Annotated in this window: 16 protein-coding genes; 7 read left to right on the forward strand and 9 right to left on the reverse strand. The window is 74.4% G+C overall.

Going from position 1 to position 20,328, the window contains the following annotated elements; translation table 11 throughout:
* Nucleotides 1-3: 3 nt before the first annotated feature.
* From ACZ573_RS33985 to ACZ573_RS34000, 4 genes are all read right to left on the reverse strand, one after another.
* Nucleotides 4-1,260 carry a nucleotide sugar dehydrogenase gene (locus ACZ573_RS33985; RefSeq protein ID WP_030009430.1) on the reverse strand — a complete coding sequence of 419 codons (1,257 nt, stop codon included), beginning with the start codon at nt 1,258-1,260 and terminating at the stop codon, nt 4-6.
* Nucleotides 1,260-2,039, reverse strand: a complete 780-nt coding sequence (locus ACZ573_RS33990; protein WP_471312002.1) for a WecB/TagA/CpsF family glycosyltransferase — start codon at nt 2,037-2,039, stop codon at nt 1,260-1,262. Before ACZ573_RS33990 ends, ACZ573_RS33985 begins: the two co-directional genes overlap by 1 nt.
* Nucleotides 2,036-3,205 carry a hypothetical protein gene (locus ACZ573_RS33995; RefSeq protein ID WP_471312004.1) on the reverse strand — a complete coding sequence of 390 codons (1,170 nt, stop codon included), beginning with the start codon at nt 3,203-3,205 and terminating at the stop codon, nt 2,036-2,038. Before ACZ573_RS33995 ends, ACZ573_RS33990 begins: the two co-directional genes overlap by 4 nt.
* A gap of 433 nt (nt 3,206-3,638) precedes the next feature.
* Entirely contained in the window at nt 3,639-4,238 is a 600-nt protein-coding gene (locus tag ACZ573_RS34000; protein ID WP_471312006.1) for an acyltransferase, read from the reverse strand.
* A gap of 316 nt (nt 4,239-4,554) precedes the next feature.
* Between ACZ573_RS34000 and ACZ573_RS34005 the strand changes: the two genes are divergently transcribed.
* Nucleotides 4,555-5,448 carry an ion transporter gene (locus ACZ573_RS34005; protein ID WP_471312008.1) on the forward strand — a complete coding sequence of 298 codons (894 nt, stop codon included), beginning with the start codon at nt 4,555-4,557 and terminating at the stop codon, nt 5,446-5,448.
* A 24-nt stretch (nt 5,449-5,472) separates the two neighbouring features.
* Here the strand turns inward: ACZ573_RS34005 and ACZ573_RS34010 are convergent, their stop codons facing one another.
* The 4 genes from ACZ573_RS34010 to ACZ573_RS34025 are packed head-to-tail and all read right to left on the reverse strand — an operon-like array spanning nt 5,473 to nt 13,544.
* Complete coding sequence (locus ACZ573_RS34010) at nt 5,473-9,063, reverse strand: SAV_2336 N-terminal domain-related protein (RefSeq protein WP_471312012.1); 3,591 nt, start codon at nt 9,061-9,063, stop codon at nt 5,473-5,475.
* On the reverse strand, nt 9,060-10,151 hold the full coding sequence (locus tag ACZ573_RS34015; protein WP_471312014.1) for an AAA family ATPase: 1,092 nt from the start codon (nt 10,149-10,151) through the stop codon (nt 9,060-9,062). The genes ACZ573_RS34010 and ACZ573_RS34015 overlap by 4 nt, the downstream gene beginning before the upstream one ends.
* A 31-nt stretch (nt 10,152-10,182) precedes the next feature.
* Complete coding sequence (locus ACZ573_RS34020) at nt 10,183-12,258, reverse strand: VMAP-C domain-containing protein (RefSeq protein ID WP_471312016.1); 2,076 nt, start codon at nt 12,256-12,258, stop codon at nt 10,183-10,185.
* A complete protein-coding gene (locus ACZ573_RS34025) occupies nt 12,255-13,544 on the reverse strand; it encodes an RBBP9/YdeN family alpha/beta hydrolase (protein ID WP_471312018.1) in 1,290 nt (429 codons plus the stop codon). Before ACZ573_RS34025 ends, ACZ573_RS34020 begins: the two co-directional genes overlap by 4 nt.
* A 229-nt stretch (nt 13,545-13,773) precedes the next feature.
* Here ACZ573_RS34025 and ACZ573_RS34030 point away from each other — a divergent pair, with 229 nt between their 5' ends.
* Complete coding sequence (locus ACZ573_RS34030; RefSeq protein ID WP_471312020.1) at nt 13,774-14,742, forward strand: trypsin-like serine peptidase; 969 nt, start codon at nt 13,774-13,776, stop codon at nt 14,740-14,742.
* A gap of 142 nt (nt 14,743-14,884) precedes the next feature.
* Nucleotides 14,885-15,487, forward strand: coding sequence for a TetR/AcrR family transcriptional regulator (locus ACZ573_RS34035; RefSeq protein WP_471312022.1), 603 nt, complete (start codon nt 14,885-14,887; stop codon nt 15,485-15,487).
* A gap of 219 nt (nt 15,488-15,706) precedes the next feature.
* Here the strand turns inward: ACZ573_RS34035 and ACZ573_RS34040 are convergent, their stop codons facing one another.
* Nucleotides 15,707-16,669, reverse strand: a complete 963-nt coding sequence (locus ACZ573_RS34040; protein ID WP_471312025.1) for an oxidoreductase — start codon at nt 16,667-16,669, stop codon at nt 15,707-15,709.
* Nucleotides 16,670-16,882: 213 nt separating this feature from the next.
* Here ACZ573_RS34040 and cbiE point away from each other — a divergent pair, with 213 nt between their 5' ends.
* From cbiE to ACZ573_RS34060, 4 genes are all read left to right on the forward strand, one after another.
* The gene (gene cbiE / locus ACZ573_RS34045; RefSeq protein WP_471312043.1) at nt 16,883-18,184 is read left to right on the forward strand and encodes a precorrin-6y C5,15-methyltransferase (decarboxylating) subunit CbiE; all 1,302 of its coding nucleotides are present in this window, start codon (nt 16,883-16,885) and stop codon (nt 18,182-18,184) included.
* Entirely contained in the window at nt 18,181-18,930 is a 750-nt protein-coding gene (gene cobM / locus ACZ573_RS34050) for a precorrin-4 C(11)-methyltransferase (protein ID WP_471312027.1), read from the forward strand. The genes cbiE and cobM overlap by 4 nt, the downstream gene beginning before the upstream one ends.
* Complete coding sequence (locus ACZ573_RS34055) at nt 18,920-19,678, forward strand: cobalt-precorrin-6A reductase (protein WP_471312029.1); 759 nt, start codon at nt 18,920-18,922, stop codon at nt 19,676-19,678. Before cobM ends, ACZ573_RS34055 begins: the two co-directional genes overlap by 11 nt.
* Before the next feature lie 68 nt (nt 19,679-19,746).
* A complete protein-coding gene (locus ACZ573_RS34060; RefSeq protein ID WP_471312031.1) occupies nt 19,747-20,316 on the forward strand; it encodes a GNAT family N-acetyltransferase in 570 nt (189 codons plus the stop codon).
* Nucleotides 20,317-20,328: the final 12 nt, after the last annotated feature.

The following is a 20,328-nucleotide window of genomic DNA, read 5'->3' on the forward strand; positions in this document are numbered from 1 at the left end:
GGGTCAGAGCACCTCCACGGTGGGTCCGGAGACCCGGTTGCGGCAGTCGAGGACGAAGGAGGCGTGCTCGGTGACCATCTGGTAGTCGAAGGAGTCGTGGTCGGTGAGCAGGACCACCACGTCGGCGGCCGCCAGCTCCTTGCGGGTCGGCTCGACCCGCACGAGGCGGGCGTCGACCTTGATGCTCTCCACCACGTGGGGGTCGGCCGCGCGGACCTTTGCCCCCATGTCGAGGAGCAGCTGGGCGATGCGGACGGCGGGCGACTCCCGCGCGTCGCCGGTGTTCTTCTTGTACGCGAGGCCCAGCAGCAGGACCTTGGATCCGTTGACCGAGCGGCGCTTGGCGTTGAGCGCGTCGATCACGCGGCGCGTCACGTACTCGGGCATGTGGTTGTTGATGTCGTTGGCGAGTTCGACGAAGCGGAAGTTCTGGCCGAGTTCGCGCTGCACCCGCCAGTTGAGGTACGACGGGTCGATCGGCAGGCAGTGTCCGCCGACGCCCGGGCCGGGGGTGAACTTCATGAAGCCGAAGGGCTTGCTGGACGCCGCCTCGATGGCCTGCCAGACGTCGATGTCCAGGTGGCGGGCGAACATCGCGATCTCGTTGACGAGGGCGATGTTCACGTGGCGGAAGGTGTTCTCCAGCAGTTTGGCCAGTTCGGCCTCCTTGGGGGAGCGCACGGGCACGGTGGTGTCGACGAGGTCCCCGTAGAAGGACTCGACGGCCTTCAGGGAACGGGCGTCGACGCCGGAGACCACCTTGGGGGTCTGCTGGAAGCCCCAGACGGTGTTGCCGGGGTCGATGCGCTCGGGGCTGTAGCCCAGGTGGAAGTCCTCGCCCGCGGTGAGCCCGGAGCCGTCCTCCAGGATGGGCGCGAACAGTTCCTCGGTGGTGCCCGGGTAGGTGGTGGACTCCAGGATGACGGTGGCACCCGGGCGCAGGAAGCGGGCCAGGGTGTGCGCCGACTCCTCGATGTAGCGCAGGTCGGGGGCTCCGTCCTGTAAGGGGGTCGGGACGGTGACGACGGCGACGTCGAAGCCGCCGCAGTCCCGGGCCAGTTCGCTGGGGCGGTAGGTGCCGCGCGCCAGGGCGCGGGCCAGCCGTTCGGAGGAGACGTCCTCCACGTACGACTCACCGGCGGCGAGGCTCTTGACCCGCCGGGTGTCCACGTCGTACCCGATCACCTGGTGTCCGACCTCGGCGGCCCGGATGGCCAGCGGCAGTCCGACGTATCCCTGTCCCACGACGACGACGCGCATCAGTAACTCCCCTTCGCGGAAGCGGAACCGGCAGACGGTTTTGTGCGGTGGATGAGTTCCCGGACCGTCATGAGGAGGAAGGCAGCGTTGGTGGTGAGGTAGCGCTTGCCCAGACGGCGCGGTTCCTGGAGGGTGCGGTAGAACCATTCGAGTCCCATCCGCTGCCAGACCAGGGGGGCCCGCTTGGTGATGCCGGCGAGGATGTCGAAGGAGCCTCCGACGCCGTGGACGACGTGCGCGCCGGTGCGCTTGCCGTAGCCGGCGGTGAAGATCTCCTTCTTGGGCGAGGTCATGCCGAGGAACAGCAGCCGCGCGCGGCTGTCGGCGATGGCGTCGGCGATCGCCTCCTGGTCGCCGTCGCCGAAGTAGCCGTTGCGGCTGCCGGCCACCTGCAGTTTCGGGAAGCGCTCGGAGATCTGCGTGAGCATCATCTCCAGCACGTCCTCCTGGGCCCCGAGCAGGTAGACGGGGATGTCGGCCACCTCGGCGGCGGCCAGCAGGCGCATGAACAGGTCGATTCCCGCGACCCGTTCGGGCAGCCGGACGCCCAGCACGCGGCCGGCCCAGACCACGGCCTGGCCGTCGGCGAGGACCAGGTCGCAGCCGGCGACCGCCTCGGCGAGGAGGGGGTCGCGCCGCATGTTGACCAGCTTGGCCGCGTTGACCATGCCGATCTCGATCTGTTCTCCGCGCCGCACCGCGTCGAGGCAGCGCTGCACGGTCTCGTCCATGGTCAGCGGGTCGAGCGGGACCCCGAAGAGGGACTGTCGTCGTGTCATCTCTGGATCCCTCCGAGCCAGGCGAAGAGCATCCAGCCGAACTCGTACGGGCGGCACTCGCGGTCCACCGCACCGGGGCGGAAGATCAGGTCGAGCGGGGCGAGCCGGGCGTGCGGTGCCACCCGGGTGGTGAGTCCGCGGGCGGCCCGGACGGCCTTCTTCGGGTCGCCGCGGTAGACCTTGCGCCAGGTGACGCCGAAGTCCTCGCGGATCATCGGCTCCCGCGGGTTCCCGGTGGGATCCGCGAGTTCGGGCACGTCGGTCATCCAGCGCAGCCCTCGGCGGATCGCCGGGCCGAAGTCCGTGCCGCCCGCCTCGGCCAGGTCGGCCAGGGCGGTCGGGGCCATCGCGTGCTGGTGCACGCTGTAGACCGGATAGCCCTCCACCACGCCGCCCTCGCGGGCGTCGTAGTGCCACCACCACTGTCCGCCGTCGCCCTGCAGTGCGCAGATACGGGCGGCGCAGGCGTCGGCGGCCGCCAGGGCCTGCGGGTCGTCGCCGCTCGCGTGCAGCCGGGCCAGCGCCTGCAGCGGATAGGTCTGGTCGGCGAAACAGGCCACGTGGGCCCGGTAGCCGGGGACCAGCCCAGGCCCGGTGGCGTGCGGGAAGAGCGGGCTGTCGCCGACCCTGGCCGCCAGCAGCCGTACGCGGGCCGCCGCGAGGCGCTCCTCCACGTCCACCACGGGGCGCGCGGCCGCGAGTGCGGAGAGCACCCAGGCCGCCTCGACCGTGTACTGCGGCCGGCCGGGTACGTCCAGCGCGGCCACGCGGTCGAGGGCGTCGGACAGTTTCGGATGGCCGGTCTCGGCGGCGGCCCAGGCGATGAGCGCCGCGTCGCCGAGGTTCATCACCCCGGGCAGCCGCTCCACGAGCACGCCCGTGAACTCCTCGGCGGTGCGCCCGCCGAAGAGCGCGCGCTGCCGGTCCTCGGGCAGGAAGCGGGCTCCCAGCGCGGTGATCGCCGCGTACCGGGAGCTCGTTCCCCGCTGCTCCAGGACGGGGGTTCCCTCGGGTGAGATGACCCCCGCCCGGGTGAACACGAAGGTCTCGGCGTCCGGCAGGTACATCGCCGGGAGCCCCGCCTCGGCCAGCGCGAGCAGCCGCTCGGCGAGGGCGTGCAGCGACCGGTCCTCGTGGGCCAGTGCTCCTAATCGTGTGGTGTTCATCGGGTCCCCACCCCGATTCCCCTGGTGCTCCCCGCACCCCGTATGTCCGAGCTGTACGGCTCCAACACACCTACCCCCTCTGATCGTTCTCCTCGGACGGACCTGGCGGTCGTCATTCCGTGGAGGGGGACTGCGCATGACGGCGTCCGTGCCCGCGGCGATGTCACGCCGACGGCACGAACCGTCCGAAGGCCGGCGTCTGGATCCCCCCAGCGATGCCTCGGACCGGGACACGCGTGAACGGCAGTGTCAGCAGGCGCGGGTGTGCCCGCGCCGGCATGCCACTGCCCCGGTGCCCTCGTCGTACACAACCCCCCACTGAACATGGCCTGTTGCCTGCTCAGATCCCGTGTGCAGGGACACGCTATGCCCACGGATGTTCATTGATTGTGGTTTTGAGGAAATGCCGGTGCCCTGAATTGCCGACATTCCGTCAGGTTCGCTCGATGAGCGTGCCGTCCTTCTCGTCGTGCAGCGCTCCGGTGCGCGGACACTCCCACGCACCCGGCTCCCCCTCGCGCTCCACCAGGCGGACCCCGGCCCGGCCCACCCAGCCGATCCGCCGGGCCGGCACGCCCGCGACGAGCGCGAAGTCCGGCACGTCCTTGGACACCACGGCGCCCGCCGCGACGAGCGCCCAGCGCCCGACGCGCACCCCGGCCACGCACACCGAACGGGCCCCGAGCGAGGCCCCCTCCGCGACGACGACCCCGGCGGCCTCCCAGTCGCCCTCGCGCTTGATCCGCCCGTCGGGGTCGACCGCGCGCGGATAGAAGTCGTTGGTGAGCACCGCCGCGGGGCCGATGAAGACCCCGTCGCCGAGGACCGCGGGCTCGTAGACGAGTGCGTAGTTCTGCAGCTTCACGTGGTCGCCGATCCGTACGCCCGGCCCTACGTACGCCCCGCGCCCCACGATGCACCCGCGCCCGAGCCGGGCCTCCTCGCGGATCTGCGCCAGATCCCAGATCGTGGTCCCCTCACCGAGTTCGGCGCTCTCGTCGACCTGGGAGGAGGGTTGGATACGGACACTCACGGCGCGGTCCCCTTACGGCTGCGAGGGCATGCGGAAGCACGGATGCACGAGGTACGGATGTACGGAGTGCGGGTGTACGAAGCGAGCATATGCGCCCAAGGGTCACCCCACCCGCAGATCAACCGACTGTTCAAGAAGCGCACTTGGCCCCGGACCGGGACGAGAGGGGACAGGGGGCGCGCGGGAGCGGAACCGGGCTCCGGCTCACGTTCGGCGCATCGGGGGGCGGACCGGGGTGAAACCCGATCGGGCCTGGGGCGTTAGTGGGGTGGCCCGCCGTTTCGCCCGCGGCGCAGACGAGAGTACGAGGAGCACGATGACAGACCCGAGGCCGGCCGGACGCGGCCGGATGAAACTGGCAGCCCGATGCCGGGTGGCCACGGAGGCCCCCGCCTTCGGGATGGTCGTCTTCTGCGCGATCCTCTTCAACGCCGCGCTGATGGGGGTGGAGACGTACAGCGGGCTCGCCGCGGAGTACCGGCTCGTGCTGCAGGGCGCGGAGAACTGCTGCCTGGCCCTGTTCACCCTGGAGATGCTGATGCGCCTGGGCGCCTGCGCCGACCGGCCGAAAGCATTCTTCCGTGACCCGTGGAACCTCTTCGACCTCGCGGTCGTGGCCTCCGCCTTCGTCCCGCTCGTCCGCGAGAACACCACCCTGCTGCGGATGCTGCGCCTGGCTCGGGTCCTGCGCACCGCCCGCTTCCTGCCCCACCTGCGCATCCTGCTGATCGCCGTCGGCCGCAGCCTGCCGGGCACCGCCAGCTTCCTGTTCGTCGGCGCGCTGGTCCTGTACGTGTACGCCATGGTCGGCTGGGTGTGCTTCGCGAGGTCGGACCCCGGGCACTACGGCTCGGTGGGGCGCGCGATGCTCACGCTCTTCCTGCTGACCACGCTCGACGGTCTGACCGACGCCGTCCGCGCGGGACTGCAGATCTCCCGGCTGAGCATCATCTACTACGCCTCCTACGCGCTGCTCGCCTCCTTCGTGCTGGTGAACGTACTCATCGGCGTCGTCCTCAACTCCCTCGACGAGGCACGGGAGATGGAGGAGGAGGCGAACCGCGCCCCGGCTCCGGGCACGGATCCCGACGTCCGGGCACGGATCGCCACCGCCCGCCGGGCCCTGGACGAGATCGAGGCGAGCCTGCCGCCGGCGGCCGGCGGCGGGCGTCCGGAGCGGCAGCTGGAGGCCTCGCACAGCGGGCCCTGAGGGCCCGGGGCCGGGCCGCCCCGGTCATTCGTTGTCGGCGTCGAGCAGCCGGATGTCCCACGTGCCGTCCGGGCGCCGGGTGGAGGCCCAGCGGTCGGGCGGGACGACCGAGGAGAACTGCCCGACGATCGAGTCCGCTTCGAAGAGCACTCCTTCGAAGCGGACCCGGCCCCGGAAGGTGGCGTGCGCGAAGTCCACCGGTCCTTCGAACACCGCCCCGGTGGACAGGAGCCCGCGCTCCCATGTCGCCGACGCGAAGGAGACGGATCCCGCGAAGCCGGTCGCGCTCATCCCCGCCAGGCCGCGGAAGACGGCGCGGGTGAAGTCCGCCGTCCCGTCGACCCGCATCCCGTTCAGGTCCGCGGAGGCCTGCAGCACGGCCCGGCCGAAGGAGACGTCGGCGAGGAAGACCGCGTCCTTGAACCCCGCCGAGCCGCGAAAGCGCGTCCGCCGGAAGGTGGCCGCGCCGTGGAATCGGCTCCGGTCGAAGTCACCGACGTTCTGGAACACCGCGCCGTCGAGGGAGACCGGGCCCCCGAAAACGGCTCCCGCGAAGCCGGCCCGGCCCCCGAAGACGGCCCGGACGAAGGAGGTACGGTCCGCGAACTCGATGTCCGCCCGGTTCCAGTCGTCCACGAAGTACGCCCGGTCGAAGGCTGCCGGTCCCAGCCTCACGGGTCCGGCAGTACGCGGCTCCAGCGCCCTGAGCAGCCGCGGGAGCAGGCCGTGGTCGAAGGTGGTGCCCCGGAAGTCCACCGGCGCTCCCGGCTCCAGCGTGGCGAGGTACTCCCGCTGCGCCTCGGCCCCCAGATGCGCCAGGCACCGCTCGTACCCCGGCAGCCGGATCCCGATGCAGGCCCATGGCTCGGCCTCCGAGGCGTCGAGTCCGCAGGTCGGCCAGCCGATGGTCGTGTCCAGGAGCCCGTCGGCCTCCGTCAGTACCTGCCCGAGGACTCCGGGGTGAGGATGGTTGTCGGCGCACACCCAGCCCTCGTCCGCGGCGCCCAGCCGCTCCAGCCGGAGCCGGGCGGGGAATCCGAGCAGGTCGCGCAGATCCTCGTGCAGACGGTGGGAGACGGCAAGGACGACGGACCCGGCGGGCACCGCCAGCCGCAGCAGGCCGGCGATCGCCGGGTGCCGCACCAGCCGGTCACTCTCGGCCGCCCCCTTGCCCACGGCCACGGCGAGAGTGGGGTGCAGGCCGTCCGTCCTCCGGTCTCCGTATCCGGCCGTGACCGCGGGCAGTGCGGACAGCAGCCTGCCCGCCTTGGCGTGGGCGCCCGGCGCGTCCAGCGTGACGAGGAGCGGCGCGCCCTCCTCGCCACCGGTCAGCCGCCCGCCGACGCCGGCGCGCGTCATGAGTTCGACGAGCAGGTCCCGGGTCTCCGCCGTCGGTGAGCTCCCGGTCGGGTAGGCGCCGTCGGCGCCGGGCCGCACCGCCAGGGCCACTCCGGTCCCCGCGTCCGCGTCCGGGCGCAGCGGCTGCCCGGGGCCCTCCAGCACGGCGCGGAAGCCGGGCTGTTCCATCAGGGCGTCGGTCAGGAGGAACACCAGGCGGTTGGGCCAGACCGTGTGGACGACGCCGACCAGCGCGCCGTTGCGGGAGACCGGTCCGCCCCGGAAGTGCGTCCAGTTCTCGGGTTCCGCCGAGAGCCGGACGATCTCGCCGTTGAGGTCACCGTCGTGCGGGCCACCGGCCACCTCGCCCGTCAGCCCGACCGGGTCCCCCTGGTCCGTGCGGCCGTCGATCCGGACCTGGGCCAGCTGGTGGTCCGCGGGCAGCCAGGGCAGCGGCACCGCGCAGACGGCCGGGTCCACCAGGTCCTCGTCGGCCTGGAGCAGCAGCATCCGGGGCACCGCGTCGTCCCACCAGACCGTCCGGCAGGGAACCTCCCGGTCCCCGGGCCGGGCCCAGGCCAACGCACCCGCCGGCAGTTGCGCGTCCCCCACCGTGAGCACGAGCCTCGGCGTCAGCAGGGTGCCGACCTCCTGCGGCTCCGGCATCGCGTCGTAGCGGACCCGGACGACCCGGTCGGCCAGGCCCGGATCCTGCGGTGGCCGCGTCGCGAACGGCAGGGCCCCCTCGGCCACCCGGCGCACGCCCTCGCGGCCCGTGGTGACCCGGGTCGCGGAGAAGTCCGGGCCGGTGCGCCGGTTGCGGGACATGAACTCCCAGACGCGGCGCCGGACCAGCTCCCGTACGGCGGCCACGTCCCCGCGCAGCTGCGAGCCGAGCAGCACCTCCCGTACGCCGGGCAGGAACTCGAACTCCACCTCCCCGGTGTCCTGTTCGTCCTCCCAGGCCTCGAAGAGACCGCCGAGGGCGACCTCGGCGAGATGGCCGTGCTCCGAGTCGCGCAGCAGGGACCGCCGGACCAGGGTCATCACCGGCAGCGTGAGCGGTACGGCGGCCAGGTGGGCGGCGAGCTGCTGGGCCGTCGGGGAGGCGTTCGCGCGGAAGTCCTCCACCACCTCCAGGGCGCTGCGGCCGCCGGGGGCCGGATCGTCCGGGGCGCTCGCGGCGGCGGGCTCCGGGTCCAGGCGCAGGCAGGCGAGGCGCCGCCACCGGCCGTCCCCGGAGACCACCCGCACCAGCCGGGCCAGGCTGCCGGAGGCGACACCGACCACGGGGACGACGGCCGGCGGGGCGGCGCGGCGGCGTCCGGCGCGGCGGGAGGCCGGGATCCGCTGCCAGGAGCGGGTGGCGGCGGCCGGCCGGTCGGCGCGGACGGCGAAGGGGGCGGGCCGGACGGCGCCGCGCGTCCAGAGCCGTTCGGGCAGGACGTTCAGTACGGCGACGGCGTTGTGCGCGCACCAGTGCCGGAGCATGCCCTGCACCGGGGCCTCGCGCCAGCCGCCCGCCACGGTGTCGGAGAGCACGAGGATCAGCCGGCGGCCCGCCGGGTCGGCCAGTTCCAGGGGGTTGCGGGGCGGGCCGCCGTGGCCGCGGGTGACCATCGGGGTGGCGCCGGTGCCGGTGCCGGTCAGCTGCCAGGTGCGCACGTCCCGGAAGACGCCGCTGCGGGTCAGGACGCGGCGGAGCTCGTCCACGTGGTCCGACCAGAGCAGCATGGAGTGGTGGGTGTCGACGACCAGCGCCAGGTCCAGCCAGCGGCTCTCGGCGGGGCGCAGGACCGGGGTCGTCACCATCCGCTCGATGCTGCGTTCCACGGTGAGCTGCTCGTCCAGTTCCTCTCCCGGGCCGCCGATGGAGCGTCTCCCGACGGGCCGCAGCGAGCGCATCAGGGCGAGCGGGTCGTCGAGGGAGGCGGCGCGCGGCAGCCGCAGGGCTGAGCCGCGGCGTTCCGCGCCGCCGTCGTCGGGTTTCCCGGCGGGGCCGCGCCGGGCGGCCGGGAAGAGCTGGACGGCCGGTTCGGCGCCGGCGGGGGCGTCCGTGCCGGGTTCGGGGCCGGGCTCGGGCGAAGAGGTGTCGGGGGGCGGCGGCCGCTCCCCCGGCGGGCCGGCGCCGGGCGCACCGGGCGGGAGGGCCTCGCGGCCCGGGTCCACCCGGGCCGCCAGCCACAGGATGTCGGCGATCTCCTCCGCCCCGATGCCGGTGTTCGGGACGCTGCCGTCGGCGCCGTCGGCGAGGGCCGCGAGCAGCTCCTCGATCACGCCGTGGGCCCGGTCAGGTGCTGCATGACGGTGGCGAGGAAGCGTTCGCGGTCGGCGGGCGCGGACCAGGCACCGGCGAGGCGGAGCTGGATGGCGTTGAGGAGCTGGTCGGTGGCCAGGTCGCCGTCCTCGCCACGGTCGAGGAAGGCCTGGACGAGGTCCTGGTACTCCTCGCCGGACGCGATGTCGACGCCGAGCCGGCGGCGCACGATGCGGGCGAGCTTGTCCGGTCCGGGCGGCTCCAGGTGGAGGCGGACGCAGCGGCGCAGGAAGGCGGGCGGGAAGTCGCGTTCGCCGTTGCTGGTGAGGACGACGATAGGGAAGTAGCGGCACTGGACGCGGCCCTGGGTGATCCGCACGGCCGCGTCGGGGTCGTCGTCGGTGCCGATGGCGACGGTGGGGTCCTCCTGGGCGAGGCGGGCGAGTTCGGGGATCAGGAAGCCGCCGTCCTCGAAGACGGTGAGGAGGTCGCCGGGGAGGTCGATGTCGCTCTTGTCGATCTCGTCGACGAGCAGCACGCGGGGGCGGTCCTGCGGGAGCAGGGCGGTACCGAGGGGGCCGAGGCGCAGATAGCGGGAGATCGAGGGGGCGGAGGGGGCGACGGCGGTGTCCGGCGCGGGCACGGGCAGGGCTCCGGCGGGCTGCACGCCCGGGGTGCGCAGCTGCTCCAGCCCGGCCTCCTGGAGGCGGCCGATGGCGTCGTACAGGTACAGCCCGTCCCGCAGGACGGTCCGGCTGGTGATCGGCCAGTGCAGTACGGGGCCCAGGTTCAGGTCGGAGGCGATGCTGTAGGCGAGCGTGGACTTGCCGACGCCCGGTTTCCCGGTGACGAGCAGCGGCCTGCGCAGGTGCAGCGCCGTGTTGACGACGTCCTTCTCCGGCTCGTCGGGTACGTAGCCCTCGCCGCGCCGCCAGGTGCGCTCCCAGGCCGCTCCGGCGCACCCGGGCGGCGCGTATCCGGGGTCGGGGGCGCCGGTGAAGTCCCGCCAGGGTGGCGGGAATCCGGCCTCCAGGCGGGCACGCCGGTCCGCGCCCTCGCCGGTCCCGTGGTACAGCCACCAGTCCTTCACCACTGCCTCTGCCTCCATCTTCGGTTCCGCCGTCTGTCGGTGGTCGGGGTCAGGCCAGGGACCGGAGGCCCGGTATGTCGTCGGGATCGTCCCACAGGAGCACCAACTGGTCTCCCCCTGACGGTGGTTGGTGGGCGCGCGCGGCTCCCCCGGCGGCGCTTGCGGCCGCCCGGCGCACCTCCCGCACGCGTGCGGGCAGGGCCAGTACGTCCAGTGCGCCGGGGTCGGGGCGGCCGTCGGGCCCGGCCGGAGCCAGCAGGTCGAGGAGTGCGGGCGCGGGCAGGCCGCCGCCGCGCCGCCATACGGCCACCGGGAGGCCGCCTTCGAGCACGGCCTCCAGCAGCCCGGCGTGCGGGGCGTCAGCGGTGTGGGCGAGGACGCAGGCGGGAGGGGGCTGCGCGGCCAGCTCGATCCCGAGCGCGTCGGTGACCTCCTCGTCCGTGACGACGCGTACGGCGTCGGGGTGCCGGCCGCCCTGGGCGTGCAGCCAGCGCCAGGTGCCGTGCCACTCGGCGCGGGTGTCCGCCCGCTCCTGCGGGCAGCGCACCACCACCTGGTGGAGCAGGCCGAGGGCGCGGCGCCGGCCGGCCGGGCCGCGGGGCACCGGCCACTGGTCGAAGTCGGCGTCGAGCAGCTCGTACGGCACGTGGAACTCGATGCGGTCCACCGCGGCGTACGCCTGCCGCCCGGTCTCGCCGCCCGTCCCGCCGCCCGTGTCCGGGGCGCCGCCGATGAGGGCGAGTTGCCGTACGAGCTCCTGCCGCACCCCGTCCAGGGAGACCGGCCGCCCCTCCGACTCCCATATGTTCCGGGTCCGTTCGCCGCGCAGCCACATCCGGGCCAGGTACCCGGGCTCCCCGCCCGGCGGTGTCTCCAGCCGGACGTGCACGACCATCCTGCGGGCCGGGGGCGGGGGCGGGGGCAGCACCGGCAGGGCGAGGCGCTCGCGGGTGGCCCGTACCCAGTCCCCGAGCCGGGCCGCCCACCGCGCGTCGCCCGCGGCGGCGGCCCGGTCCGCGAGGAACCGTACGAAGGGCACCGCCAGCGGCATCCCGCCGCGCCCGCCCTGCCGCTCGTCCAGGTCCTGCACCACCTCCAGCAGGCCGTCCCCCGGCAGGCCGCCGCGCGCGGGGGTGGTGCAGCCCGCCGCCTTGAAAGCCCAGGCGTAGGCCTCGTAGGCGCAGCGCGGCAGCTCGCGGCCCTCGAAGAGTTCACCGAGCCCGTCCCAGGCCGTCTGGTCGAGTCTGGCGGCCCGGGGCGGTGCGGCCGGGGACAGGTCGTCGTCGAGGAAGGAGCAGGCGTCCCAGTCCCGGTCGACGATGAACTGCGGCAACTGCCAGCCCTCGCCGCGCTCGCGCAGCTCCTGGAAGGTGCGGTGGATGCTGAGGGCGGCGCCGGGCAGCCCGCTGACGCTCTCCCGTACGGACCGTCCGCCCAGTTCGCCGAGCAGGGCCTCGGTGAACCGGCCGGCGCCGCGCTCGGGGTCGTTCTGCGCGACCTCGCCCTCGCGGGAGGCGTAGAGCCTGAACTGGCGCCGGCCCGGTACCGAACTCCCGCCCCCGTAGTCGGTGTTGCCGAAGTTCCAGCGGGTGTCGCGGGGCGCGTCGACCCGGCAGGAGTCCACGAGCGCGGCCTGGAGCGGGAAGCGGCGCTGTTTGACGAGGTCGGTCCGCCACCAGCGCAGCGCCGAGTCGAGGTTGAGGTGCCTGATCTGGCTGGGGCGGGCGTCGGCGCAGGGCAGCATCAGCTCCTGGCGCGGCCCGAGGTATCCGTGGCCGGCCCAGAAGATCCACAGCAGGTCGCCGTCGCACTGCGGGAGTTCGTCGAGCAGCGCCGACTTCACGTTCTCCTCGGTCGCCGGCCGGCAGGCCGTGCGCAGGGCGGTCATCGCCGGGGAGTCCGTCCAGTCGAGGTCGCCCGGATCGTCGAGCGGGGAGAGCAGCAGGCGGACGTTGCCGGGCGGCACCTCGGCGGGGCCGGTCAGCCACCGGGCGAAGCGCAGGGCGTCGCGCGCCGGGCCGCGCAGGTTCCAGCGGTGGCTGATGTCGTAGCGCTCGACCCCGGCGACGAGCGCGAAGGTGCGCTGCGGTCCGAGGGCCGGGGGCAGGAAGTCGGCGGAAGTCACCCTATCTCCGCCTCGGTCACCGCCTGTTCGATGCGCTCGTAGAGGGAGTCCTGTTTCCAGTAGGCGCTGTGGCAGGCCGGGAAGGGCTGGCGGCTGCGGACCTCGTGGTCGCTGACGCGCGCGTCGCCGGGGAAGACGGGCGAGGCGAGGTAGGAGAGCACGTCGTGCCGGTCGTAGACGTTGAGCCAGCGCGGGAAGCCGTACGGGAGTTTCGCGCCGGGTTCGAGCGCGGTGAGCGCGCCCAGTTCGTGGAGGAAGGGGGCCTGGGAGCCGACCGTGACCAGCAGCTCGGCTCCGGGGACGGCCTCACCGCGGGCGGCGGCGAGGGTGAGGAGGTCCACCAGGGCGATCCCGCCGAGGCTGTGGCCGATGAGTACGGTCGGCCCCGGATCGGCGGTGATCCGGGCGTGCAGGAACTCCCGCAGCTCGTGGCCGCGGGACTGGTAGCGCAGGATGTCGCCGAGCACGGGGGCGGCGCCGACGGTGAGGGAGCCGCGCCGGGCGTCCAGGAGGGGCTGGGTGGTGACCCGCAGGGCGAGCCGGCCGAGGACGGCGGCCACGCGGGCGCCGGGCACCCGGCCGTCGCCGCCGAGGCGGGTGGTGAGCAGCTCGACGAGGCGGTCGCGTTCGGCGCCCGTGCAGTCGGCCTCGTCGGTGGCGGCGGCGAGGGCGCCGGCGGTCACGGCCCGGGCGAGGGCGGTGGCCAGCTCGCGTGCCTGCGGCTCGTCGGTGGCGCGGGCCGCGGCCCGGGCCGCTTCGGCGGAGCCGGCGGCAGAGTCGAGGGCGGCGGCGAAGCCCGCGGCGAGGCCGGTGCCGTGCAGCAGGGCGCCGAGTTCGTCCCCGCTCGGTGGCGGCGCGGGCGGTAAGCCTTCGAGCAGGGCGAGCACCCGGGCTCCGGCGGCCTGTACGCCCGGCATCGCGAAGGCGTCGCCGCGCCAGGCGTCCTCGTCGTCCTCGTCGCCGGCGTCACCCCGCGCGCCCCGGTCGCCGGGGCCCGCCCAGCCCGCCTCGGCCAGGACCCGCAGCTCGCACAGCGGGTCGGCGAGCAGCAGCGCCCACTCGGCCGTCTCCGCGTCCACGGTGTCGGGCGCGCCCTGGGGACCGCGGCGCAGACCCGGCACCGAACGTCCGCCCGCAGCGAGGGTCGCGCCGAACCGGTCGCCCCAGTAGCAGGAGTCGACGGCGGCTCCGGGGAATCTGGCCGTCAGCCGCTCACGCACCTGGGCGAACAGCCTGTCGTGCCGCTCGCGCCGCACCCCCGTACCGTGGACAAAGAGAAAACGCATCGCAGCCCGGCCCCCCTCGCGCAGTCGTCCCCCGCCCGGCACCATAGCCCGGCGGGGGTAACAGGGGCCATGGAACGCCGAGTTCGGCGTGCGCGGGCGGATCGGGGGCCGCCGGCGGGGGGTACCGGGGGCGGGGGCTGTGAGCACGGACACGTCCGCCCGCCGGAACCCGGGCCGCCGCTCCCCCATCGAACGAAGAGTCTGAATGCGTCTGGGGCGGGAGTACCACATGGTCGGCAGGGTTGACGAGCGGGAACGGCGGCGGGGCCGGGCCACCCCGCGGGGCTCCATGGCCGTCGGCCTCCTGTGCACCGTGCTCCTCGCGGGCGTCGGCTACGTCGCCTGGGAGCTCCGCGGTATCGCCGCGAACCGCGCGGACGGTGATCCGGCGCAAGGCGTCTACCAGCAGGACCCCGAGCGAGCGGACAAGACGGCGGCCTCGGTGCTGGACGGGATCGTGCGGGAGGCCCCGGAGCCGCCGACGGACGACAAGGCCTTCGGCGACCGCGGCGGCCCGGTGGACTGGCGGTACGCCGGGTGGCAGCCCTCCGATCCCCTGGAGGCCGGGCCCGCCCCGGCCGAGCCCGCCGTCGGCGCGCTCTTCTCCCCCGGCGGCGACGGCGACCCCGACCACCACTGCTCGGCGGTCGTGGTCCACTCCGCGCGGGGCGACCTGATCGCCACCGCCGCGCACTGCGTGTACGCCGGCGGCTTCCGCACCAACCTCGCCTTCGCGCCCGGCTACCGGGACGGCGTCGCCCCGTACGGCATCTGGGTGCCGACCCGGATCGACGTCGACCCGCGCTGGACGCGGGACCAGGACCCCGACCACGACATCGCCCTGGTCCGGCTGCGCCGACCGGGCTATCCGGGGCAGCGGCTGGAGGACGTCACGGGGGCCCTGACCATGGACTTCGGTACCGAACTGCCCGCGCCCGCCCGGCTCATGGGCTACCCGAACTACGCCGAGCAGCCGCTGGAGTGCCGGAACACCGCCGTCCTGGCCGGTCCGACACAGGTGCGCCTGGACTGCGCGGACGTACCCAACGGCACCAGTGGCGGCCCGGTGACGACCGGCCGCAGCACCCTGATCGGGGTGATCGGCGGCCGCGACGGGGGCGGGGACGAGGAGACCACGTACAGCGTCCGCTTCGGCGACGGCGCCCGCGCCCTGTACCAGCGCTCCGCCAAGTCCTGAGCGGCCGGCCGCCGCGGCGGCTCCCGGGAGCTTCCGGGAGCTTCCGGAAGACCTTTCCGGAACAGTTGTCCGGTTTCCGGGAGTTGCTAGGCTCGGCGGCACGGATTTCGGACATCAGGACGCACATCGACGGGACGGCACCGTGTCTCCTAAGCAGCAGCGTGGCGAGGCCACCGTCGACCTGCTCCTGACCACCGCCCTGCGGGTGTTCGCCGAGTCCGGCCAGCACGGCTTCACCGTCAACGCGGTCGTCTCGGCCGGCGGGGTCAGCCTCGGCAGCCTCTACCACCACTTCGGCAGCTTCGACGGTCTCGCCGCCGCCCTCTACATCCGGTGCATGGACGAGCTGTGCGACGCGATGGTCGACGCCCTCACCCGGTGCCGCACGGCCCGTACCGGGGTGCGGGCGTGGGTGACGGCCTACCTGACGTTCACCCAGGAACACCGGGACGTGGCGCTGTTCCTGCACGCCTCCGCCTACTCCGGCTATCTGGTGGCCCACGCCGAGGAGATCGGCGCGGCCAAGGCGGAGAAGTTCGCGGCCATCATGCGGTGGCTGGCGGTGCGCATGGAGCGCGGCGAGATCGCCCCGCTCCCGGCGCCCGTGGTGGAGGTGCTGGTCATGGGCCCGCTCGCGGAGGCTGCCCGGCGCTGGCTGTCCAGCACCTACGAGATCGACCTCACCGAGGCCGCCCGCTACCTCCCCGACCACATCTGGCGCTCCCTGCGCCCCGAGCCCGTCTGAGTTCCCGCCCGGCCCGGCCCTGCCCCGCCCGGCCCGGTCCCCGGCCGTGACGGTCGATGCGGTCGTGACGGCCGCGGGTTTCTGGGTGGTTGTCCGGCTCGTCGTCGCTCATGCCGCAGATTCTGGTGTGCAGGGGGCGCTCGGGGCAGGTCCGCGCCGCGGCGCCCGGAGGCGACCCGGGGGCGGGCGGACTCACTTCGGGGCGCCCGCGCGATCCGCTCAGCGCGGCAGGGCGGCGTACGAGACCCCCGTGAGCTTCTCGGAGGCGGCCCACAGCAGCTCGCCGGAGGTGTCGTCGAGGGTCCAACCGGCCCGCCAGGACCGCACGGGCGCGCCGCGCCAGCCGAACCGCGGGCCGATGAACGTGTCCGGCCGGACCCCGGGCGCGGTGGCCGCGTAGAGGGTGGGCAGCGCGCCCGAGGCGGTGGGCTGGGCGAGGACCGCGTTGCCGAACGCGGCCACCCGGGAGTTGAGGGTGGGGCCCTCCAGCTTCGACGCTCCGGAGTGGAGGTTGCTGGAGGCGTAGCCGGGGTGGGCGGCGACGGCGGTGATCGGGGAACCGGCGGCCGTGAAGCGGCGGGACAGCTCGTGGGTGAAGAGCAGGTTGGCGGTCTTGGAGCGGCCGTAGGCGGTCCAGCGCCGGTAGCCGTGCCCGCCGCCCGCGTCGGCGAGACCCGGGGCGACGAGGTCCGCGTCGGCGGGACCGATCCTCCCCAGAACGTGGAAGCCGCTGGAGACGTTGACGATCCGGGCCCCGGGAGCGGCGGCGCGCAGCCGCGGCAGCAGCAGTCCGGTCAGGGCGAAGTGCCCGAGGTGGTTGACCCCGAACTGCGTCTCGAACCCGTCGGCGGTCCGCCCGTACGGCAGGGCCATCACCCCCGCGTTGTTGACCAGCAGGTCCAGCGAGGCGTGCCGCTGTGCGTACCCGGCTGCGAACTCCCGTACGGAGGACAGGTCGGCGAGGTCCAGCGGCAGGAACTCGGCCCGCGCGCCCGGAACTTCCGCGCGCAGCCGGACCACGGCGGCCCGGCCGCGGGCCTCGCTACGGCAGGCCAGCACCACCGAGGCACCGCGCCGGGCGAGCTCGCGGGCGGTGACGTAGCCGATCCCGCTGTTGGCCCCGGTCACGACGGCGCTGCGGCCGCTCTGGTCGGGGATGTGCGTCGCGTTCCAGCCCGGCATGGCGGCTCCCTCGTGAGGCAGTGGGTTACCGAGGGTAGCCCGAGAAGGTTCCGCGGGTGCCGCCGGGCCGGGGCCAGGGTGGGGAAAGGGCCGGGGCCAGGCTGGGGCCAGGGCGGCGCGGGCCACGGATCCGCAGGCCAGTAGGCTGCGGGTCCGCCCTCTTTCCCCCTCCCGTCCCCGAGGAACCGCGCAGTGAGCTCCCCGCCGCCCCCCATGCCCGTGACGGTCGTCGGCCTCGGCGCGGACGGCTGGGCCGGGCTCACCGCCGCCGGCCGCTCCGCCCTGTCCTCGGCCGAGGTGCTGATCGGCGGGCCGCGCCAGCTGGACCTGCTGCCGGCCGCCGAGTGCACCGGTCAGCGGGTGGCCTGGCCGAGCCCGCTGCGGCCCGCCGTGCCGAAGCTGATGGCCGAGCACGCCGGCCGCCGGATCGCGGTGCTGGCCAGCGGTGACCCGATGTTCTACGGGATCGGCCGCGCCCTCGCCGAGGAGCTCGGGCCGCGGTCCCTGCGGGTCCACCCGCACCCCTCCTCCGTGTCCTACGCCTGCGCCCGCCTGGGCTGGCCGGTGGAGGACACCGAGGTGGTCACGGTCGTCGGCCGCCCGGTGGCCCGGCTGGCGGCCGCGCTCCACGACGGGCGCCGGGTGCTGGTGCTCAGCGCCGGAGCGGCGTCCCCGGGCGAGATCGCCGCCCTGCTGCGGGAGCGGGGCTTCGGCCCGAGCCGGATGCGGGTGCTGGAACAGCTCGGGTCCGAGCGCGAGGACACGTACGAGGGGCACGCCGACGGCTGGGACCACGCGCCCGGCGATCCCCTGAACGTGGTCGCGCTCGACTGCCGCCGGGACCCGGCCCACGCAGTGCCGCGCCTCGGCGCGACCCCGGGCCTCCCGGACACCGCGTACGAACACGACGGGCAGCTCACCAAGCGCCATGTCCGCGCCGCGACCCTGTGCGCGCTGGCCCCGGCCCCCGGCGAGCTGCTGTGGGACATCGGCGGCGGCTCCGGCTCCATCGGTATCGAGTGGATGCGTACGCACCCCTCGTGCCGGGCGGTGGCCGTGGAGCGCGTCCCGGAGCGGGCCGCACGCGTCACCCGTAACGCGGCGGCGCTCGGCGTACCCGGCCTGCGCGTGGTCATCGGCGCCGCACCGCAGGCACTGGCCGGGCTGCCGGCCCCCGACGCCGTGTTCATCGGCGGCGGGCTGACCGCGCCCGGCCTGCTGGACGCGGTCTGGGACGCACTGGCCCCCGGCGGCCGGCTGGTGGTCAACACCGTCACCCTGGAGTCGGAGGCGGTGCTCGCCGAACGCTACCGGCGCCACGGCGGCGAACTGGTGAAGCTCGCCGTCGCGCACGCCGTGCCGGTCGGCGGTTTCACGGGGTGGCGGCAGGCGATGCCGGTCACCCAGTGGTCAGTGACGAAGCCGGACGGGACGGCCACCGGATCAACCGGATCGACCGGATCGACCGGATCGACCGGATCAAACGGATCGACCGAGGAGAAGGATCGAACATGACCGTGTACTTCATCGGTGCGGGCCCCGGCGCCGCCGACCTGATCACGGTGCGCGGTGCCCGGACCCTGGCCGCCGCCCCCGTCTGCCTGTACGCGGGCAGCCTCGTGCCGCGCGAACTGCTGGCCGAGTGCCCGGCGGACGCCCGCCTGGTCGACACCTCGCAGCTCAACCTGGACGAGATCCTCGCCGAGTGCGTACGGGCCCACGCGGCGGGCCAGGACGTGGCGCGGCTGCACTCCGGCGACCCGTCGATCTTCAGCGCCGTCGCGGAGCAGATGCGGCGGCTCGACGCGGCCGGCATCCCCTACGAGGTCGTCCCGGGTGTCCCGGCCTTCGCCGCGGCCGCCGCCGCCCTCAAGCGGGAGCTGACCGTCCCCACCGTCGGGCAGACCGTGATCCTGACCCGGATCGCCCAGCAGGCCACCCCGATGCCGCCCGGCGAGGACCTGGCCACGCTCGGCCGCAGCGGCGCGCTGCTGGTGCTGCACCTGGCCACCCGCTACGTGGACCGGGTCGTCGACGAGCTGCTGCCGCACTACGGGGCCGAATGCCCCGTGGCGGTCGTGGCGATGGCCAGCCGACCCGACGAGCTGATCCTGCGCGGCACCCTGGCCGACATCGCCGCACAGGTCAAGGAGCACGGGCTGGTGCGCACCGCCGTCATCGTGGTGGGCCGCACGCTCGGCGCGGAGCAGTTCCGCGACAGTCACCTGTACTCGCCCGAGCGCGACCGGCATGTCTGCTGACGTGGCTGCGGCCCACGTCCTGATCCTGGGCGGCACGACGGAGGCCCGGCGCCTCGCGGAGGCGCTGGCCGGGGATCCCTCGTACCGGGTGACGACCTCGCTGGCGGGGCGGGTCACCTCGCCCGTGCTCCCGCCGGGCGGGACCCGCATCGGCGGCTTCGGCGGACCCGGGGGGCTGGCGGCCTGGATCGGCTCCCACGGGGTCACCCACCTGGTCGACGCCACCCATCCCTTCGCGGAGCGGATGAGCTTCAACGCGGCCGGCGCGGCGGCGCTCACGGGTGTCCCGCTGCTGGCGCTGCGGCGCCCGGGCTGGACGGCGGGGCCGGGCGACGACTGGACCTTCGTGGACCGTCTGGAAGAGGCGGCCGACCGGCTGCCCGGCCTCGGCTCCCGTGCCTTCCTGACGACCGGCCGGATGGGCCTGCACACCTTCGCTCACCTCACCGACACCTGGTTCCTGGTGCGTTCGGTGGACCCCCCGGCGGCGCCGGTGCCCCCGCGCCTCGAAGTGCTCCTGGACCGGGGTCCGTTCACCCTGGACGGCGAGCGGGAGCTGCTCGCCCGGCACCGGATCGACCTCCTGGTCACCAAGGACAGCGGCGGCTCGGCCACCGCCCCTAAGCTCACCGCGGCCCGCGAGGCCGGCATCCCGGTCCTCGTCGTGCGCCGCCCGGCGGTGCCGGCGGGCGTACCGGAGAGGGGCTCCGTCGAGGCCGTGCGGGACTGGCTCGGTGTGAGCCGGTAGAGAGGGTCCGGTACTGCCCCGGGGAAAAGGAATTGTGTGCGGCGGAAGGGTCACGTTGGGTGGACGGCATGACCGTACTGCACACCGAACGCCTCGTCCTGCGCCCCTGGCGGGACTCCGACCTCGACCCCTGGGCGGCGATGAACGCCGATCCCGAGGTACGGGAGCACCTGGGCGATCCGCTCACCCGTGAGCAGAGCGAGGCCTCCATGGTGCGGTTCCGGGCCGCGTTCGACCGGCGGGGGTACGGCTGGTGGGCCGTCGAGGTCCGGGACACGGGTGAGTTCATCGGCTTCGCGGGCATGGACGACGTGGACGACGGGATGCTGTTCACCGGAGTGGAGATCGGCTGGAGGCTCGCCCGGGCGGCCTGGGGCCAGGGCTACGCCACCGAGGCCGCGCGGGCCGTGCTCACCCACGGCTTCGACACACTCGGGCTGCCCGAGATCCTGGCCGTGACGACGGCCGGCAACCTCCGCTCCCAGGCGGTGATGGAGCGGATCGGCATGACCCGGGACCCGGCCGGCGACTTCGACGACCCCGACGCGCCCGAAGGACCGCTGCGTCCGAACGTGCTGTTCCGGCTGGAGCGTGGTGCGGCGACGGCAGCGGCGGGCAGTGCGCCGGGATCCCGCTGAGGCACCACCGGA

The sequence above is a fragment of the Streptomyces sp. NPDC040545 genome (assembly GCF_055595065.1).

What these genes read in the sequence shown, in the direction of transcription:
- ACZ573_RS34060 (WP_471312031.1), top strand. Translation starts at nt 19,747, where the DNA reads ATGACCGTACTGCACACCGAACGCCTCGTCCTGCGCCCCTGGCGGGAC.
- ACZ573_RS34005 (WP_471312008.1), top strand. Translation starts at nt 4,555, where the DNA reads ATGACAGACCCGAGGCCGGCCGGACGCGGCCGGATGAAACTGGCAGCC.
- ACZ573_RS33995 (WP_471312004.1), bottom strand. Translation starts at nt 3,205, where the DNA reads ATGAACACCACACGATTAGGAGCACTGGCCCACGAGGACCGGTCGCTG.
- ACZ573_RS34015 (WP_471312014.1), bottom strand. Translation starts at nt 10,151, where the DNA reads ATGGAGGCAGAGGCAGTGGTGAAGGACTGGTGGCTGTACCACGGGACC.
- ACZ573_RS33985 (WP_030009430.1), bottom strand. Translation starts at nt 1,260, where the DNA reads ATGCGCGTCGTCGTCGTGGGACAGGGATACGTCGGACTGCCGCTGGCC.
- ACZ573_RS34030 (WP_471312020.1), top strand. Translation starts at nt 13,774, where the DNA reads ATGGTCGGCAGGGTTGACGAGCGGGAACGGCGGCGGGGCCGGGCCACC.
- ACZ573_RS34055 (WP_471312029.1), top strand. Translation starts at nt 18,920, where the DNA reads ATGTCTGCTGACGTGGCTGCGGCCCACGTCCTGATCCTGGGCGGCACG.
- ACZ573_RS34040 (WP_471312025.1), bottom strand. Translation starts at nt 16,669, where the DNA reads ATGCCGGGCTGGAACGCGACGCACATCCCCGACCAGAGCGGCCGCAGC.
- ACZ573_RS33990 (WP_471312002.1), bottom strand. Translation starts at nt 2,039, where the DNA reads ATGACACGACGACAGTCCCTCTTCGGGGTCCCGCTCGACCCGCTGACC.
- ACZ573_RS34025 (WP_471312018.1), bottom strand. Translation starts at nt 13,544, where the DNA reads ATGCGTTTTCTCTTTGTCCACGGTACGGGGGTGCGGCGCGAGCGGCAC.
- cbiE (WP_471312043.1), top strand. Translation starts at nt 16,883, where the DNA reads ATGCCCGTGACGGTCGTCGGCCTCGGCGCGGACGGCTGGGCCGGGCTC.
- cobM (WP_471312027.1), top strand. Translation starts at nt 18,181, where the DNA reads ATGACCGTGTACTTCATCGGTGCGGGCCCCGGCGCCGCCGACCTGATC.